General features: G+C 69.7%; 17 protein-coding genes. 10 read left to right on the forward strand and 7 right to left on the reverse strand.

Annotation, left to right across the window (positions count from 1 at the left end; genetic code table 11):
• Positions 1 to 6 precede the first annotated feature (6 nt).
• Positions 7 to 1,119 (reverse strand): acyl-CoA dehydrogenase family protein, encoded by a 1,113-nt coding sequence (locus tag VHA73_07240; protein HVX17811.1) that lies wholly within the window; start codon positions 1,117 to 1,119, stop codon positions 7 to 9.
• A gap of 61 nt (positions 1,120 to 1,180) precedes the next feature.
• Between VHA73_07240 and VHA73_07245 the strand changes: the two genes are divergently transcribed.
• Together VHA73_07245 and VHA73_07250 are read left to right on the forward strand one after the other, a co-directional pair.
• The gene (locus tag VHA73_07245; protein ID HVX17812.1) at positions 1,181 to 2,008 is read left to right on the forward strand and encodes an acyl-CoA thioesterase domain-containing protein; all 828 of its coding nucleotides are present in this window, start codon (positions 1,181 to 1,183) and stop codon (positions 2,006 to 2,008) included.
• A gap of 10 nt (positions 2,009 to 2,018) precedes the next feature.
• Positions 2,019 to 3,041: an NAD(P)H-quinone oxidoreductase gene (locus VHA73_07250; protein HVX17813.1), complete on the forward strand. Its 1,023-nt coding sequence runs from the start codon at positions 2,019 to 2,021 to the stop codon at positions 3,039 to 3,041.
• Between the two features lie 36 nt (positions 3,042 to 3,077).
• On the opposite strand, the gene VHA73_07255 is transcribed toward VHA73_07250, so the two are convergent.
• The 4 genes from VHA73_07255 to VHA73_07270 form a co-directional block, all read right to left on the reverse strand.
• Positions 3,078 to 3,821: a rhomboid family intramembrane serine protease gene (locus tag VHA73_07255; protein ID HVX17814.1), complete on the reverse strand. Its 744-nt coding sequence runs from the start codon at positions 3,819 to 3,821 to the stop codon at positions 3,078 to 3,080.
• Between the two features lie 51 nt (positions 3,822 to 3,872).
• The gene (locus VHA73_07260; GenBank protein ID HVX17815.1) at positions 3,873 to 4,955 is read right to left on the reverse strand and encodes an RDD family protein; all 1,083 of its coding nucleotides are present in this window, start codon (positions 4,953 to 4,955) and stop codon (positions 3,873 to 3,875) included.
• A gap of 75 nt (positions 4,956 to 5,030) precedes the next feature.
• Positions 5,031 to 6,299, reverse strand: a complete 1,269-nt coding sequence (locus tag VHA73_07265) for a citrate synthase (protein ID HVX17816.1) — start codon at positions 6,297 to 6,299, stop codon at positions 5,031 to 5,033.
• Positions 6,300 to 6,429: 130 nt separating this feature from the next.
• The gene (locus tag VHA73_07270; GenBank protein HVX17817.1) at positions 6,430 to 7,341 is read right to left on the reverse strand and encodes a LysR family transcriptional regulator; all 912 of its coding nucleotides are present in this window, start codon (positions 7,339 to 7,341) and stop codon (positions 6,430 to 6,432) included.
• Between the two features lie 247 nt (positions 7,342 to 7,588).
• Here VHA73_07270 and VHA73_07275 point away from each other — a divergent pair, with 247 nt between their 5' ends.
• Entirely contained in the window at positions 7,589 to 9,019 is a 1,431-nt protein-coding gene (locus VHA73_07275) for an HAD-IB family hydrolase (GenBank protein ID HVX17818.1), read from the forward strand.
• 112 nt (positions 9,020 to 9,131) lie between these two features.
• On the opposite strand, the gene VHA73_07280 is transcribed toward VHA73_07275, so the two are convergent.
• Positions 9,132 to 9,974: a mycofactocin-coupled SDR family oxidoreductase gene (locus tag VHA73_07280; GenBank protein ID HVX17819.1), complete on the reverse strand. Its 843-nt coding sequence runs from the start codon at positions 9,972 to 9,974 to the stop codon at positions 9,132 to 9,134.
• Between the two features lie 111 nt (positions 9,975 to 10,085).
• Here VHA73_07280 and VHA73_07285 point away from each other — a divergent pair, with 111 nt between their 5' ends.
• A complete protein-coding gene (locus VHA73_07285; GenBank protein HVX17820.1) occupies positions 10,086 to 10,706 on the forward strand; it encodes a disulfide bond formation protein DsbA in 621 nt (206 codons plus the stop codon).
• Positions 10,707 to 10,730: 24 nt separating this feature from the next.
• Here the strand turns inward: VHA73_07285 and VHA73_07290 are convergent, their stop codons facing one another.
• Entirely contained in the window at positions 10,731 to 13,010 is a 2,280-nt protein-coding gene (locus VHA73_07290; protein ID HVX17821.1) for an aconitate hydratase, read from the reverse strand.
• A gap of 80 nt (positions 13,011 to 13,090) precedes the next feature.
• Here VHA73_07290 and VHA73_07295 point away from each other — a divergent pair, with 80 nt between their 5' ends.
• The 6 genes from VHA73_07295 to VHA73_07320 all read left to right on the forward strand — a co-directional run bounded on the left by VHA73_07295 (position 13,091) and on the right by VHA73_07320 (position 15,953).
• Positions 13,091 to 13,834, forward strand: coding sequence for a GntR family transcriptional regulator (locus VHA73_07295; GenBank protein HVX17822.1), 744 nt, complete (start codon positions 13,091 to 13,093; stop codon positions 13,832 to 13,834).
• 194 nt (positions 13,835 to 14,028) lie between these two features.
• Positions 14,029 to 14,388 carry a hypothetical protein gene (locus VHA73_07300; GenBank protein HVX17823.1) on the forward strand — a complete coding sequence of 120 codons (360 nt, stop codon included), beginning with the start codon at positions 14,029 to 14,031 and terminating at the stop codon, positions 14,386 to 14,388.
• A gap of 112 nt (positions 14,389 to 14,500) precedes the next feature.
• The gene (locus tag VHA73_07305; GenBank protein ID HVX17824.1) at positions 14,501 to 14,821 is read left to right on the forward strand and encodes a hypothetical protein; all 321 of its coding nucleotides are present in this window, start codon (positions 14,501 to 14,503) and stop codon (positions 14,819 to 14,821) included.
• Between the two features lie 136 nt (positions 14,822 to 14,957).
• Entirely contained in the window at positions 14,958 to 15,278 is a 321-nt protein-coding gene (locus tag VHA73_07310) for a hypothetical protein (protein HVX17825.1), read from the forward strand.
• A gap of 35 nt (positions 15,279 to 15,313) precedes the next feature.
• On the forward strand, positions 15,314 to 15,568 hold the full coding sequence (locus tag VHA73_07315; protein ID HVX17826.1) for a hypothetical protein: 255 nt from the start codon (positions 15,314 to 15,316) through the stop codon (positions 15,566 to 15,568).
• Positions 15,569 to 15,596: 28 nt separating this feature from the next.
• On the forward strand, positions 15,597 to 15,953 hold the full coding sequence (locus VHA73_07320; GenBank protein ID HVX17827.1) for a hypothetical protein: 357 nt from the start codon (positions 15,597 to 15,599) through the stop codon (positions 15,951 to 15,953).
• Positions 15,954 to 15,966: the final 13 nt, after the last annotated feature.

Below are 15,966 nucleotides of genomic sequence, written 5' to 3' on the forward strand. Positions count from 1 at the left end.
TGCCGGCTACCGAGGCAGACCGAGCACCCGCTCACCCAAGATGTTGCGCAGGATCTGCGTCGTGCCGCCCATGATCGTGTAGGCGCTCGCATAGACGAGGTTGCGCGACACCCGCGCCGGCAACCCGGGCTCGGCGAGGGTCGCGGCAGGGCCGAGCACCCGCCCGCAGAACGTCGCCACTCGTTGCTCGTACTCGGTGCAGAAGGTCTTGGTCGCAGCCGAAAACGAGCGGGGTGCCTGACCGACGACCTCGCGGTACACGAGCAGCCGACCGATCTGGTAGCCGGTCTCCAGCGCGGCGATCTCTTGGCGAACCAGCGGGTCGTCGCCGTCGGCCAGCGCCAGGCAGTCCAGATACAGCCGCCGGTTCGACACCAGCCGGTCGATGCCCCCGCGCTCGTGTTCCATCTGGCGCATCACTTGGCGGAAGCTGCCGTTCGGCTCGCCGATCAGGTGGTCGGCCGGCACGCGCACGTCGGTGTAGACCACCTCGCAGAAGTGGCGGTTGCCGGTGGCGTCGACGATCGGGCGCACTTCCACGCCGGGGCTGTGCAGGTCGACCACGAACTCCGACAGCCCCTGGTGGGGCGGTGCATCGGGATCGGTTCGGCAGATGAGGTAGCAGTAGTCGGCCAGCGCGGCGCCGCTGGTCCACACTTTGGCGCCGTTCACCACCCAGGTGTCGCCGTCGCGCACCGCTCGGGTGCGCAGCGACGCGACATCGGATCCCGCGTCGGGCTCGCTCATGCCGATCGCCCACATGTCGGTGCCGGCGAGGATCCCCGGCAGCCATCGCTGCTGCTGCTCGTCGGTGCCGAACTGCAACAACGTGGGGCCGATCTGGCGATCGGCGAACCACGCCGCGGCCACCGGAGCGCCTTCGCCGATGAGCGCTTCGAAGATCAGCGCCCGCTCGATCGGCGGCCGCCCACCCCCGCCGGCCGAGGTGGGCCACGTCAGCCCGAGCCAACGGCGTGCGGCGAGCTGGCGAGCGAACTCCTCGTCGTGGCCGACCATCCAGGCGTCTTCGCGCATGTCGAGGCGCGCGCCGACTTCGCGGCCCAACGCGGTGGCCTCGGCTTGCAGATCAGCCAACGCGGGGTCGACGGCGAAGTCCATCGCTCCTTCTTAGTCGCCGCCCGGTTGGCGTCCCGACACGGCATCTCCGAAACTGCAGCACGTGGACTTCGCGTCGATCATGAACCTCGAACCGCACGGCCCGGACACGTATGTCGGTGTCGGGCCGCAGTACCCGTGGGGCGGGCTGTACGGCGGCCAGATCGTGTCGCAGGCCCTGCGTGCCGCCACGCTCGCCGTCGAGCCCGAGTTCGAGGTGCACTCGCTGCACGCTTACTTCATCCGCCGAGGCGACCACGACGAGCCCACCCGGTTCGAGGTCGAGCGGGTGCGCAACGGCCGGTCGTTCGTGACGCGGCGCGTGGTCGCCCGCCAGGCCGTGGGTGCGATCTTGTCGATGTCGGCCTCGTTCCAACGGCCCGAGCCGGGTGCCGAGGTGCAGACGGCCGTGCTGCCCGACGTGCCCTTGCCCGACCAGCTCGACGACAGCGAGAGCTGGAGCACGATGTTCAGCCGCCGGTTCGTCACGCGCTCCACGTGGTCGGGGGAGGCCGAGTCCGAGGCAGGGCGGCGGCTCGGCCCGGGACGGGCGGCGGCATGGTTGCGCAACACCGAGCCCGTTGCGGACGAACCCGGCCTGCAGTCATGCGCCCTTGCCTACTTGTCCGACGACATCCCCACCGACGCGGTGGTCGCGCAACACCCGGACCGGCTGAAGGGCGAGGAGCACGACTGGTGGAGCGCCAGCCTCGACCACGCGATCTGGTTCCACCGACCGTTGCGCGCCGACGAATGGCATCTCTACGACTTCACCTGTCACGGGCTGCTCAGCTCGCGGGGGCTGGCCGTCGGCCACGTGTTCACCCTCGGCGGGTCGCACGTGGCGACGATCGCTCAAGAAGTGCTGCTCCGCCGGCCACCGAAGGCCTGAGGCGGCTGCTGTGCGTGCGATCGTGCTGAACGGCGTGGGCGGGACCGATGTGTTGGAGTTGGCCGACGTCGCCGACCCCGAGCCTGGCCCCGAGGAGATCCTCGTCGACGTGGTGGCCACCGCGTTGAACCGGGCCGACCTCATCCAACGCCGCGGGTTCTATCCCGACCCCGACCGCCAACGGCTGCTGGCAGCGCTCGAGCGAACCCCAGGTGTCGCGCCGCCGCCGGAGATCCTCGGCATGGAGTTCGCCGGCCGGGTCGCCGCCCTCGGCCGGCGTGCCACCGCGTGGCAGGTGGGCGACGAGGTCATGGGCATCGTGGCCGGCGGCGCGTACGCCGAGCGGCTGTGCGTCCACGAGCGCCAGGCGATCGCCGTGCCAGCCGGCGTCGCAGTTGCCGACGCGGCCGCGATCCCCGAGGTGTTCATCACGGCGTTCGACGCGCTGGTGCTCCAAGGCGGCCTCGGTTCGGGCGGTTGGGCGTTGGTGCACGCGGGTGCGTCCGGCGTCGGCACCGCGGCGATCCAGATCGCCGGAGCGGTGGGCGCGCGCGTGGCGGTCACCACTTCGACGGGAAAGGTCGACGCGTGCAGGTCGCTCGGGGCCGACCTCGTGGTCGACTACAAGGTCGACGACTTCGTGGCAGCGGTCGCCACGGCGGTGCCCGGCGGCGTCGACGTGGTCCTCGACGTGATCGGTGGCGACTACCTCGACCGCAACCTCGACGTGATCCGCGTGGGTGCCACGATCGTGCAGGTCGGCGTCATGGGCGGTGGTCGCACCGAGGTGACACTGGGCAAGTTCCTCCCCAAGCGCGCCCATCTGGTGGGAACCGTGCTGCGGGGCCGCCCGCTCGAGGAGAAGATCGCGGTCTCGCAGCGGTTCGCCGCCGCCATGGGCCCCCGGTTCGCGGACGGCACGCTGCGCCCGGTGATCGATCAGCGGTTCGCACTTGAACAGGTCGCGGCCGCGCATGAGCGGATGGAAGCCAACGAGAACGTCGGCAAGTTGGTGCTCGACATCCAGCCGTGAGCCAGCGGGTTGCGCGGGTCGCAGCGGGGCCGGACGTCAGCCGGTCGGGGTGAGTGCGACCGTGGGCAGTGGCTGCGTACGGCCCCGGCGGCGACCGTAGAGCCAGATACCGAGGCCGCACAGCACGCCGAACAACATGCCGCCCACGTGGGCCTGCCACGCGACGGTGTCGTCGCCGTAGAAGAACTGCGACGCGAAGAACAAGCCCAGCACCGCCCACGCAGGGACGTACGCGACTTGGGCGCCGGGCGTCTGCAGCACGCTCAGCAGTCGCCGTCGTGGTTGGAGCACCACGGCTACGCCCATGATCGCCGCGATGGCGCCGGACGCGCCGAGCCCGGGTCCGGTCGAGTGGTAGTGCGCGTAGCAGAACGTGAACGTGGCGATCATGCCGCCAACGAGGTAGATGGCCAGGAAGGCGAGCGGTCCGAGTCGGTCTTCGATCAACCGTCCGAAGATCCACAGGTAGAGCATGTTGCCGGCGATGTGCAGCAGGTTCGCGTGGAGCCACATCGAGAAGAAGACCGACAGCCAGACGTTCTTGCCGTGCTCGTCGGCGTAGAAGGGGAGCGTGCCGTCGCACTCTTTGGCGCCTTGTTCCACGGTCTCGCCCGAGGTGACCTCGCACGGGATCGCCGTCCACCGGTAGACGAACCGGTTGGCCTCGAGCACCGCGGTGCGGTCACCGCTACGCGTCGTGTCGAGGGTTGGCCGCTGGAAGGCGGACGACTGCAGCACCAGGAACACGAAGATGCAGATGCCGATCAGACACGCGGTCACGATCGGGAACCTGCGCGTCGGCGCGGGGTCGAGGAACGGCGTGGCCATGGCTCAGAAGCGCTCGACGGGCGCCGTGGGTGGGACGGGGAGCCGACTCACCCGGTCACTCAGCGCGGGGTGGGCGACCACCACGGTGCGGCCGGCGAGGTCGTGCGGGCCGCGTTGCTCGTCGGCCACCTTGGTCCACAGCGCCAGCACCGGCAGGAAGGGCGTGAACATGCCGAGGCCGAGCACGAACGCTCGCAACGTGGACCGCCACCACCCCGGCGGCCGTCCGGTGCGGCGATCGACGATCACGAGACCCAAGGCGGTGTGGCCCGAGGTCGTGCCCGAGCGGTGCACGCGAATGGTCTCGTCAACCGTGAAGACGACGATCCATGCCAGGGTCAGCCAGACGAACGCGGCCAACGTCTGCCAGATCGTGACGAACAGCAGCGCCGAGCCGACCAGGTAGGCGAGCAGGAAGGGTGCGTGCTCGAGGCGTTGCGCGCGGGCCCGACGTCGCTCGGCGAAGGTCGCCAGCAAGCCGAGGTCGATCCACGTGCGGGCATGGCGCAGGTCGATCCACTGGTCGAGGTCGTCTTGGGTGACGATCCGAGGCCGGCGCTTGGCCTCCACCACGTACGTGCGCGCGGCACGGTCGTGGCCGCCGCGGTAATGCAGCGACGAGCTGGTCGACACGAGCAGGTACACGCCGAGGAGGATCCCCGGACCGGCGCCCGCGAAGAATCCGAGTGCGACGCTCGCCACGGCCGCACCACGCCGGGCCGCAGCGGACCAGGTGATCGGTCCGGTGCGGCCGACCGGTACGACCTCGAGACCGACCAGGCGCTTGCCGAGGGTGGCGCCGCCGGCCGCGACGCAGATCGTCTCGTACGCGAACACGAGAGCGAACGCGATCACGCCCGACAGCAGGGGGCGCCCGGCCGGCCCGTTCACGGCGACGATGATCGTGGCGGTACCTTCGAGCACCAGGTCGATCGCCCGCGCGCCGATGCGCTGGCGGATGTTGGCTTCAGGGCCGGTCGGCAGGCTGGCGATCAGCGCGGCGCGGGGGTCGTGAAAGACGTTCGAGCCCCAACCGTTCGAACCCCAGCCGTTGCCGCCCCACCCGCGCGCCCCGGGGGGCGCCACACCAGCGGGCGACCCGGCAGGTCCCCAGCCACCACTCGCCAAGGTCGGGCCCCCTGGTTCGGTCGCGGTTGCCGCTCAGCGGGCGCTGATCGGCGTGTACGGGCGCTCGCCCTGCCCGACGTACAGCTGCCGGGGTCGGGCGATCTTCTGGTCCTGCTCCAGCAGCTCTTTCCAGTGCGCCAACCAGCCCGACACCCGCGGGATGGCGAACAGCACCGTGAACATCTCCATCGGGAAGCCCATCGCCTGGTAGATGAGCCCCGAGTAGAAGTCGACGTTCGGATACAGCTTCCGGCTGACGAAGTATTCGTCGCTCAGCGCGGTCTCCTCGAGCTTCAAGGCGATGTCGAGCAGCGGGTTCTTCCCGGTGACTTCGAACACCTGGTAGGCGATGTCCTTGATGATCTTCGCCCGGGGGTCGTAGTTCTTGTACACGCGGTGGCCGAAGCCCTGGAGGCGACCGTTGCCGGCCTTCACGCCGTCGATGAACGCGGGGACCGCGTCGAGTGAGCCGATGTCGCCGAGCATGCGGATGACCGCTTCGTTGGCGCCGCCGTGGCGGGGTCCGTACAGCGCGGCTGCGGCGCCGGCGGCCGACACGTAGGGGTCGGCGTGGGAGGAGCCGATGACGCGCATGGCGGCGGTGCCGCAGTTCTGCTCGTGGTCGGCATGGAGGATGAACAACACGTCGAGCGCCCGCGACAGGACTGGGTCCGCTTCGTAGTGGGGCTCGGCGACCTTCCACATCATGGACAGGAAGTTCGTGGCGAACGGCAGCGTGTTGTCGGGGTAGACGAACGGCTGGCCGACGCTGAAGCGGTGCGCGCCGGCGGCGATCGTGGGGAGCTTGGCGATCAGCCGGACGATCTGCTTGTCACGAACGTCCTCGTCGAAGATCTGCTTGGCTTCGGGATAGAACGTCGACAGCGCGGCCAGTGCCGACACCAACATCCCCATGGGGTGGGCGTCGTGATGGAAGCCCTCCATGAAGCGCTTGCGCACGTTCTCGTGGATGAACGTGTGGTACGTGATGTCGTGCACCCACTGCTCGTAGGCCTGCTCGGTGGGAAGCTCGCCGTGCACGAGGAGGTAGGCGACCTCGAGATACGTCGACTGCTCGGCGAGCTGTTCGATCGGGTAGCCGCGGTAGCGCAAGATGCCGTTGTCACCGTCGATCTCGGTGATCGAGCTGCTCGTACACGCCGTCTGCGTGAAGCCGGGGTCGTAGAACCAGGTGTTGCCGACGAGCTTGCGCACCGCGGCGGCGTCGATCCCACCGTTCTCGATGGGCACTTCGATCGTCTCGCCTGTGCGGTTGTCGGTGATGGTTACGCTCTCGGCCAACGTTGCTCCCGTAGCCCTCGTGTGTCGGTGATGTACCCGCAACCGTGGCGGTCAGGGGCAAGACGTGCAAGCCGAGCGTACCGGTACGAGCCGTTCGTCGGGAACGGTGGCGGTGTGCCCGCGCTCCGCGTCATGGCTCGTGGGTGAGGTGCAGGCCGGGCAGGCGGCCGATCTCGGAGCGCACCACTCGGACCAGCACTTCCCGCAGGGCCCGTGCCGGCGCGGACAGGATCGCCCTCCGTCGCTGCACGATCCCGGCCGAGCGGGGCGCGACATCCTCCAGTGAGGCCGACCAGACCGCGGCGTCGGGGCGGAACGCGCTCGCCGGGAGCACCGAGGGGCCGACGCCCTCGAACGTGAGCGAGGCCACCAGGCGCATGCCGTCGACTTCGGCGAGCGGCTGCAAGGTCACCCCCGCGCGCGCGGCCTCGATGTCGAGCTCGTCGCGAAACGACGTGCCGGGCGGCTCGAGGATCAGCGGGAACTCCGCCAAGTCGCCGAGCGTGAGGTGCTCTCGGCCATGGAGGGGGTGGTCGCGCGGGCACACCAGCATGCGGTCCTCGTCGAACAGCGGCTCGGTGACGAGGTCGGGGTCGTCGACCGGGAGGTTGACCAACGCCAGATCGAGGGCGCCCGACGCCACTTGGGGGAGCAGCGACGTGGTGCTGGCGTCGACCAGGACCATGCGGACGTTGGGGTGCGCCGCGTCCATGGTCTCGAGCAGCAGGGGAGCGAGCCAGCGGCCGGTCGTGCTGATGATGCCGAAGCGGACCGTGCCGGAGATCTCATCGAACGCCGAGGCGACATCGGCCGCGAGCGCATCGAGCTCGGCCTGGACGATCCGGGCGCGGGCCACCACGATCTCGCCGACCTCCGTGAGCGTGCCCGTGGCGCGATCGACCAGGGAGGCGCGCAGTTCCTTCTCGAGCCGGGCGATGTGGGTGGAGACGTTGGACTGGACGGTGTGCAGGGCGCGGGCGGCGGCGGAGAACGAGCCGTGGTCGGCAACGGCGGTGAGCGCCGCGAGCTGTCGAAGGTCCATCGCTGTTCATGATGCCACCTATCGCCACAAACTGTTAGACAGATTGTGCAGCAGCCCGCATACTGGGAGGCACAACACAAAACGCCGAGGAGATGCCGGTTCCCCCGCTGGCCCCTCGAGCGCCGGTCGAGGGGTTCCCCCACCCCGAAGACCCGAGAAGCGGCCGGTTCCCCCACCGGCCGCTTCGTTTGTTTTCGTCGCACCTTCCCGGCGGTCGAACCCGGTGGACGAGGGTACGGTTCCGTTCGTGGCCAGCGAAGCGAACAGCGCGGCGTTCTTCGACCTCGACCGCACCTTGCTGCGTGGGGCGTCGGGCCCGGTGATCTCCGAGGCGCTTCGCGCGGTGGGGGTGGTCAGCGGCAAGTCGGTGCCGGGTGAGCAGCTGCTGTACCGGGTGTTCGACGCGGTGGGAGAGACGTTGCCGGCGATGGTCGTGACCCGGCAGCTGGCCCGCGCCGCCAATGGCTGGGACCGAGCGTCCGTCCAAGAGGCCGGCCGGAAGGCCGCGGAGCACCTGGTCGACCAAGTGCCCACCTTCGCCAAGATGGCGATCGCCCAGCACCAGGCCGCCGGCCGCCGGGTGGTCATGGCGACGACCACGCCGTATGACCTGGTGAAGCCGCTGGCCGACGCGCTCGGCCTCGACGACGTGATCGCCACGCGCTACACGGAATCGGGCGGGCGTTACACGGGCGGCATCGTCGGCAACTTCGTGTGGGGCACGGGGAAGTTGGCCTCGGTACGGGACTGGTCCGCCGACCACGGCGTGTCGATGGCGGACAGCTGGGCGTACAGCGACTCCGTGTTCGACGTCCCGCTCCTGTCGGCCGTCGGCCGCGCAGTCGCCGTGAACCCCGACCCGCGACTCACGCTCGTCGCCTTGGCGCGCCGCTGGCCGATCCAGCACTTCGACGTGCCCGAAGGGGTGGTGAAGGTCGGCCCGATCGAGACCCAGCGCGTGCTCCAGCTCTTCGCCCAGCCGGCGCTGTTCCCTTGGGTGCGCTTCGACATCGACGGCGTCGAGCACATCCCGCGCGAAGGCCCGGCGATCGTGGTCGCCAACCATCGGAGCTACTTCGACCCGCTGGCGATCGGCTTCGCGATGGCGCGGGCAAAGCGGTCGGTGCGGTTCCTCGGCAAGAAGGAAGTGTTCGACGCGCCGGTCGTGGGCCAGCTCGCTGCCGCCATCGGCGGGATCGCGGTCGACCGAGGGTCGGGTTCTGACGAGCCCCTCGCTGCGGCTGCTCGGGCGCTCGAGGGCGGCGAGATCGTGGTGATCTTGCCGCAGGGCACCATCCCCCGGGGCCGGGCGTTCTTCGAGCCGGAGCTCGAGGGGCGGTGGGGGGCGGCGCGCTTGGCGGCGCTGTCGGAGGTGCCCGTGATCCCGATGGGGCTGTGGAACACCGAGGCGGTATGGCCGAGGAGCAGCCGCACGCCCAACGTGCTGGCCCTCGCCAACCCCCCCACGGTTCGGGTTCGAGTGGGCCCATCGGTCGACGTGAAGCACCGCTCCCCCGACGCCGACACCAAGCGGATGATGAAAGCGATCTCCGCCCTGTTGCCCGCCGAGGCGCGCCAGCGGCACGAGCCCACCCCTGAGGAGCTCGCCCGCACCTTCCCGCCCGGCTACAAGGGCGACCCCGACGCCGAAGTCGGCCGCCGCCCCGGCACGGACTGAGAGCCCGCCCCGGTACCGCCGCCGCCCGCGTGGGCACACCCGTTCTCCACGGCTGGGCGACGATCCCACCGTTCCGGTCGCATTTCCGCCCAACCTCAGAGTTCCTGCGGGGTCAGACCTCGGCGGCGCCGGCGTCGACGGGGATGGTCGCGGCAGTCACCCACTTGGCCTCGTCGGACAGCAACCACAGCACGGCGTCGCTGATGTCGTCGGGCTCGACCGACCCGATCGGCAACATGTTGCCGAACGACCGGGTGAAGCCCGGGTAGGCGTCGAACGCCGCACGAAGGTCCGGGTCGCGCCCCATCGGCGTGCGGACCGCGGTCGGGTGGATCGTGTTCACCCGGATCGAATGCTCCGCCACCTCGTTCGCCAACGTGCGGGCCATGCCGACGAGCGCCCACTTGGTGGCGCCGTAGTGGCCGAGGAGGGGTAGGCCCTTCAGGCCGGCGCCGGAGCTGGTGAGCACGATCGAGCCGCCGTTGCCCGCTTCGATCATCGCCGGCACCGTGGCGCGCAGGGTGTGCCACACGCCGGTGAGGTTGACATCGATCATCTCGCGCCACTGCTCGGGCGACAGATCCCACAGCCGCCCGTACGAGCAGATCGCGGCGTTGGCCACGACCCCGTCGAGGCGACCGAACGTCGAGGACGTCTCGGCAACCAGGTCATCGAGCGCAGCGGCCGAACGGACGTCGCCGACGTGGGCGATGGCGCGGCGCCCGGTGGCTTCCACTTCGGCCACGGTCTCGGCCAGATCGTCCGGCGTCGCCGCCTCGTAGCCGGTGGTCTCGAACCCGGCGCACGCGTCGATGAGCGCCACATCGGCTCCCTCGCGTGCCAGGCGAACGGCGTGCGCCCGGCCTTGGCCGCGGGCGGCGCCGGTGATCAAGACGACCCGGTCCGTGAAGCGGTCCGGGCGGTTGCGTGGGTGTGATGGGGATCCGTCGGTCATCGCAGGCCGACGGTAGTGCGAAGGCGTGGTTCACGATCACGCCCGGCACAATGGGTCGGTCCGGCGTGGTGGGGTGGCGCGGCGGACGTTGTCGTTGCGAAGGAGACCACTGTGGCCGAGACACCCGCCCGCGAGACCGCTGACTTCTGGTTCGACCCGATGTGCCCATGGGCGTGGATGACCTCCCGCTGGATGCTGGAGGTGGAGAAGGTCCGCGACGTCGACACGCACTTCCACGTGATGAGCCTCGCGGTGCTGAACGAGGGGCGGGACGACCTGCCCGAGCAGTACAAGGACCTGATGAAGCGGGCGTGGGGGCCGGTCCGCGTGTGCATCGCGGCAGAGCAGGCCAAAGGACTCGGCATCCTCGAGCCGCTCTACACGGCGCTGGGCACCCGCATCCACCCCGGCCAACGTAAGGATCTCGAAGCGGTGATCGCCGAGGCGCTCGCCGAGGTCGGCCTCCCGCCCGAGCTGGCCGACGCGGCCACCTCCACCGAGTTCGACAAGGCGCTCCGCGCCTCGCACGAGGACGGCATGAGCCGGGTGGGGCTCGACGTGGGCACGCCGGTGATCTCCGTGAGCGGCGTGGGATTCTTTGGTCCCGTCGTCACCCCCGCGCCCAAAGGCGAGGCAGCCGGAAGGCTGTGGGACGGCGTGTTGCTCGTCGCGGGTACGCCTGGCTTCTACGAGCTCAAGCGCACCCGCGATTCCCGCCCGATCTTCGACTGACCGAGCGGCCGACGACCCGCCGGCTCAGCCGGCCTGCAGTTCCTGGCGGATCACGTTCAGCGCGCTCCCCGCGCGGAACCACTTGACCTGCTCGTCGGAGAAGGTGTGGTTGGCCTCGAAGTCGACCGTCGAGCCATCGGCCTTGACGATCTGGCACTGCACGGGCCTGCCGGGGGCCAGCTCGGCCAGGCCGAGGAACGAGAGCTTGTCGCCTTCGTCGATCTGGTCGTAGGTGGCCGGGTCGGCGAACGTCAGGGGCAACATGCCTTGCTTCTTCAGGTTCGTCTCGTGGATGCGCGCGAACGACCGAACCAGGACCACCAGGCCACCCCGGAACCGTGGCTCCATCGCTGCGTGCTCGCGCGAGGAGCCCTCGCCGTAGTTCTCGTCACCCACGACACACCACGCGACGCCCGCTTCGTGGAGGCGCTTGGCGATGTCGGGGAACGGCCTGGTCTCGCCGTCGAGCGGGTCCTTGCCTTCACCGGCCGCACCGGTGAAGGAGTTGATCGCCCCGTTCAACAAGTTGCCCGAGATGTTCTCGAGGTGACCGCGGTACTTCAGCCACGGACCGGCCGGCGAGATGTGGTCGGTGGTGCACTTGCCCTTGGCCTTGACCAGCACGGGCAGCGCCACATAGTCGTTGCCGTCCCACGGCGCGAACGGGGCAAGGAGCTGCAAGCGGTCGGAGGTCGGCGAGACCTCGACGGTGATGGCGGACCCGTCGGCCGGCGGCGCTTCGAACGTGTTGGAGCCGGGGTCGAAGCCCTGCTCGGGGAACATCTCGCCGACCGGCTCGTCGAGGCGGACTTCCTCACCGCTCTCCGTCGTCAGCGCGTCGGAGGTCGGGTCGAAGTCGAGCGTGCCGGCCAGCGCCAACGCGATCACCGTGTCGGGCGAGGTGACGAAGGCGAACGTGTTCGCAGAGCCGTCGTTGCGCTTGGGGAAGTTGCGGTTGTAGCTGTTGACGATCGTGTTCTTGGTGTTCGGGTCCATGTCCGGCCGGGCCCACTGGCCGATGCACGGCCCGCACGCGTTGGCGAGCACTTCGCCGCCGATCGACTCCAAGTCGGCGAGCAGCCCGTCGCGCTCGATCGTTGCTCGCACCTGTTCGGAGCCCGGTGTGATCAGCAGCTTCGTCTTGGCTCGCAGACCTTTGGCGGACGCTTGACGGGCGATGGACGCCGCCCGCGTGATGTCCTCATAGCTCGAGTTCGTGCAGGACCCGATCAGTGCAGCCGAGATCTCGACGGGCCAGCCCTCGCGCTCGGCGTCGTCGGCCACCTCTGCCAGCGAGTGCGCCAAGTCGGGGGAGTGAGGCCCGTTGATGAGCGGCTTGAGCTGGTCGAGGTCGATTTCGATGACCTGGTCGTAGAAGTCGGCCGGGCGCTCGTAGACCTCGGAGTCGGGTCGCAGGTCGGCGCGGACCGCGTCGGCAGCGGCGGCGATCTCCTCGCGGCGGGTGGCCCGCAAGTAGTCGGCCATGTTGTCGTCGTACGCGAACAGCGAGCAGGTGGCGCCGATCTCGGCCCCCATGTTGCAGATCGTGCCCTTGCCGGTGGCCGAGATGGACTCCGCGCCGGGACCGAAGTACTCGACGATCGCGCCGGTGCCGCCCTTGACGGTGAGGATGCGCGCGACTTCCAAGATGATGTCTTTCGGCGCGCTCCAACCCGAGAGGCGCCCCGTCAGGTGGACGCCGATGACCTTGGGGAAGCGGACGTTGAACGGGAAACCGGTCATCACGTCGACCGCGTCGGCCCCACCGACGCCGATCGCGACCATGCCGAGCCCGCCGGCGTTGGGCGTGTGGGAGTCGGTGCCGATCATCATCCCGCCGGGGAAGGCGTACTGCTCGAGCACGACCTGGTGGATGATGCCGCTGCCCGGCCCCCAAAAGCCGATGCCGTACTTGGCCGAGACGGAGCGGAGGAAGTCGTAGACCTCGCGGTTGGTGTCGATGGCCACGCCGAGGTCGATCTGCGCGCCGACCTTCGCTTGGATCAGGTGGTCGCAGTGGACAGTGGTGGGCACCGCGGTCTCGGGCAGTCCCGCGGTCATGAACTGCAGCAGCGCCATCTGGGCGGTGGCGTCCTGCATGGCGATGCGGTCCGGCGCGAAGTCGGTGTAGTCGACCCCCCGGTCGAGCCCGCCGGTTGCGGGATCGGTGAGATGGTTGACGAGGATCTTCTCGGTCAGCGTCAACGGTCGGCCCACCCGCTTGCGTCCCTGCTCGACCCGCTCGGGGAGACGGTCGTAGACCCCGTTCACGAGCTCGATGGGGGTGCTGGCGGATACAGCCATGGCGGTCACCTCTCGACGGTTGGGCAAGTTCTCGTCGCGATCACTTGCGGACGGCGCCATTGTAGACAAGTGTCATACAAGTGCGCACCATCCGATACCGAGAAATCGCGGACGACCTCCGTGGGCGCCTGGCGGGTGGGGAGTTCGCGTCGGGCGGATTGCTGCCCTCGGAGGCCGAGCTCGCGGCAGCGTACCGGGCGAGCCGGGTGACCATTCGCCGTGCGCTCGAAGAGCTTCGGACCGAGGGTCTGGTGGGCGCGCGCCAGGGCTTCGGGTGGTTCGCGGCCGGTGCCCCGCTCCGACAGCGACTCGCCCGGTTGGGCACGATCGAGGACCAGCTCACCGAACGAGGCCTTCACTCCGCACGCCGGATCCTGTCGTTCCACGTGGTCGACCCGCCGGCCGACGTCGCCGCAGTGCTCGGGCCGGGAAAGGTCCTCGAAGTGGTCCGGCTCAACTTGGCTGACAGCCATCCGTTTGCCCGTGTCACGGTGTGGTGCCCCCGTTCGCTGGCGAAGGGGATGACGCAGGAGCAGCTGGCCGAGCAGACGTTCTACGACCTGCTGCCCGCCGTCGCAGGGCGGCAGCTCGGTGACGCGGTGCAGACCATCGCTGCGGCCGCCGCGGACCCGACCGACGCCGAGCTGCTCGAAGTCCCGGTGGGCTCGCCGGTGCTCGTCTGCCGGCGGGTCACCTCCGACGCCGAAGGAGTCCCCGTGCTCGTCGCGGTCCACGTCTTTCCCGGCCTGCGCACCGAATTCGTGGCCGACTTGGCGCGTCCCGAGGCCTCGATCGCGCCGAGCGGCCTGCGCCTGGTCGACTGACCACCGCGGCGGACGCTTGGTGGTGTGCCTGGTGGGTGAGGAGGTGGTCATGGCGAGTCATTCGGTGCCGCTGGCCAGGACGCACGACGAAGGCGCAGCCGTGGCTGCGGTGAGGAGGAGGACGTCGCCCAGCGGGGCCGGGGGCCGCGAGGACCGCCCCGCCACTTGCCAGACGCACCACTAGGGTGCCGCCGATGCGCGAGGTGCGGGGGGTCACCGTGGTCGTGGTCCTGACGTTGGGTCTGTTGCTCGTCGTGGGTTGCAGCAGCGGCCCGAAGTCGTCGCATGACCGGAGCCAGGTCCAGTCGGTGTTGCGCCAGGCCGGCTACCCCGCCGCCACGGCCAAGTGCGCCACCGACCGCGTCTTCGCCGCGCTGACCGACGGGGAGCTTCGCCAGTTGATGCGCCAGGGCGACAGCCCGACCGCCTCGGTGAGCCCGACGCTTCGCCAGAAGGTCATGACGGCGATCCGCGGCTGCGTCGACGCGTCGACGTCTTCGACCTCGTCGTCGGTCGCATCGTCGACCACGTCCGCGCCGTCTTCCTCCGGGTGATGCCCGGGGCGGGCCGCCCGGGGGTTTCGATCCGGGGCCCGATGGGCAGTTCGCCGCCCGTCCGCCGGGGCCGAGTACCCTCTCCGTCCCGCCTACACCTGGGGAGATCCCTGTGAAGAAGCTTCTCGTCACGCTCGTCGCGCTGTTGGCGCTGGCGGCACCCATCGCGGCCTGCAGCAGCGGCGGCGGCAACATCAGCCGCTCGAAAGCGCTCAGCGAGCTGGAGAAGAAGGCGTCGTCGCCGCTCCAGAAGAAGGTCGCCGAGTGCATCGTCTCCAAGGTGTACGACAGCGGCAAGTTCTCCGATTCGGAGATCCAAAAGATCGTCAAGGCGGACAACGAGTCCGACGTCGGCACGGACCTCGCCAAGCGCTTCGAGGACGACGCCGTGACGCCTTGCGCCAGCGAGGTCACGGGCAGCACCAGCAGTTGAGCGAAGACGGGCGGCCGTCGGGTCGCCCGCCGCTCACACGGTCGGTGTTCCGGCGGGGGGCCGGCGGCGTCTAGCGTCGTCCCGGTCCGCCGCCGGCCGATCGTCGGCGACGGAGCACCAGATCCCAAGGAGCCCCATGTCGTTGCGCAAGCTGGTCGTCGCTCTCGTTGCCACGGGCTGCCTCGTGATGCTCGGCGGCTGCACCGGGACCAAGAGCGGCCCGATCAGCCAGAAGGACTTCGCCAAGCAGTACCGCAGCCACCAGGGCGTGAGCAGCAAATGGGCCGATTGCATGGCCACCCAGCTGTTCCAGAACAAGAACCACTCGCTGCGGCTCACGACCGCCGAGCGCAAGGCGTTCAACGCCACCAACCCCAAGGCATCGCTGAGCAAGACGATCGCTCCGAAGGCCGAAAAGGCGGGCGAGGCGTGCAGGGCCAAGGGCCTCACTCCCTGACCGGGCGGCGCGTCGTCGCAGCTGCCGTGGCCGCGGTGGCGGCCCTCACCGTCGGCGTGGGCTGCAGCAGTTCGTCGAAGCCGTCGCGGTCGGAGCTCGTCGTAGCCCTCCGCAACCGTTACGGCCTGAGCCAGTCCCAAGCCACGTGCGCGGCCGACGTGCTGTTCACCCGCTTCTCGTCGCATGACCTCGACAAGATCCGCGATGCCAGCAACCAGGCCGTGCTGCCGAAGTCGCTGCAGGATCGCTACGGCGCCGCGCTCGACCAGATCGAGCGTCGCTGCCGCTGAGCGCGGCGGCTCGCGCGAAAGTGGTCCGATGCGTGCCGTTCGGGGGATTCGTGCCGTGGTGGTGGGACTGGCGTCGATGATGACGCTCGCCCTCGTGTCGGGCGGTGCACTGGCAGGCTGCTCGAAGTCGATCCCCGCATCGCGGAATCCGCAGGCCACGTCCACAGTCGCGCCTGGCGAGCTCACGCCGATCTCCAAGAACGGCCTCGTCGACAAGCTCCAGCAGTTCGGTGGCCTCGACGAGACGTACGCGACGTGTGCCGCCGATGCCGTGTGGCCGACGTTGACGGCCTCCGAGAAGAAGGGGCTGAACCAGCCCAACCCGCCCGACGCGCTGACGACCACGATCCTCGACCGCCTCCAGGACGTCGCCACCCACTGCTGATACCCCTCGTGCT

Source organism: Acidimicrobiales bacterium, assembly GCA_035547835.1.
GTDB lineage: Bacteria > Actinomycetota > Acidimicrobiia > Acidimicrobiales > Iamiaceae > DASZTW01.

What these genes read in the sequence shown, in the direction of transcription:
- VHA73_07240 (HVX17811.1), bottom strand. Translation starts at nt 1,119, where the DNA reads ATGGACTTCGCCGTCGACCCCGCGTTGGCTGATCTGCAAGCCGAGGCC.
- VHA73_07270 (HVX17817.1), bottom strand. Translation starts at nt 7,341, where the DNA reads ATGGACCTTCGACAGCTCGCGGCGCTCACCGCCGTTGCCGACCACGGC.
- VHA73_07280 (HVX17819.1), bottom strand. Translation starts at nt 9,974, where the DNA reads ATGACCGACGGATCCCCATCACACCCACGCAACCGCCCGGACCGCTTC.
- VHA73_07290 (HVX17821.1), bottom strand. Translation starts at nt 13,010, where the DNA reads ATGGCTGTATCCGCCAGCACCCCCATCGAGCTCGTGAACGGGGTCTAC.
- VHA73_07300 (HVX17823.1), top strand. Translation starts at nt 14,029, where the DNA reads ATGCGCGAGGTGCGGGGGGTCACCGTGGTCGTGGTCCTGACGTTGGGT.
- VHA73_07310 (HVX17825.1), top strand. Translation starts at nt 14,958, where the DNA reads ATGTCGTTGCGCAAGCTGGTCGTCGCTCTCGTTGCCACGGGCTGCCTC.
- VHA73_07320 (HVX17827.1), top strand. Translation starts at nt 15,597, where the DNA reads ATGCGTGCCGTTCGGGGGATTCGTGCCGTGGTGGTGGGACTGGCGTCG.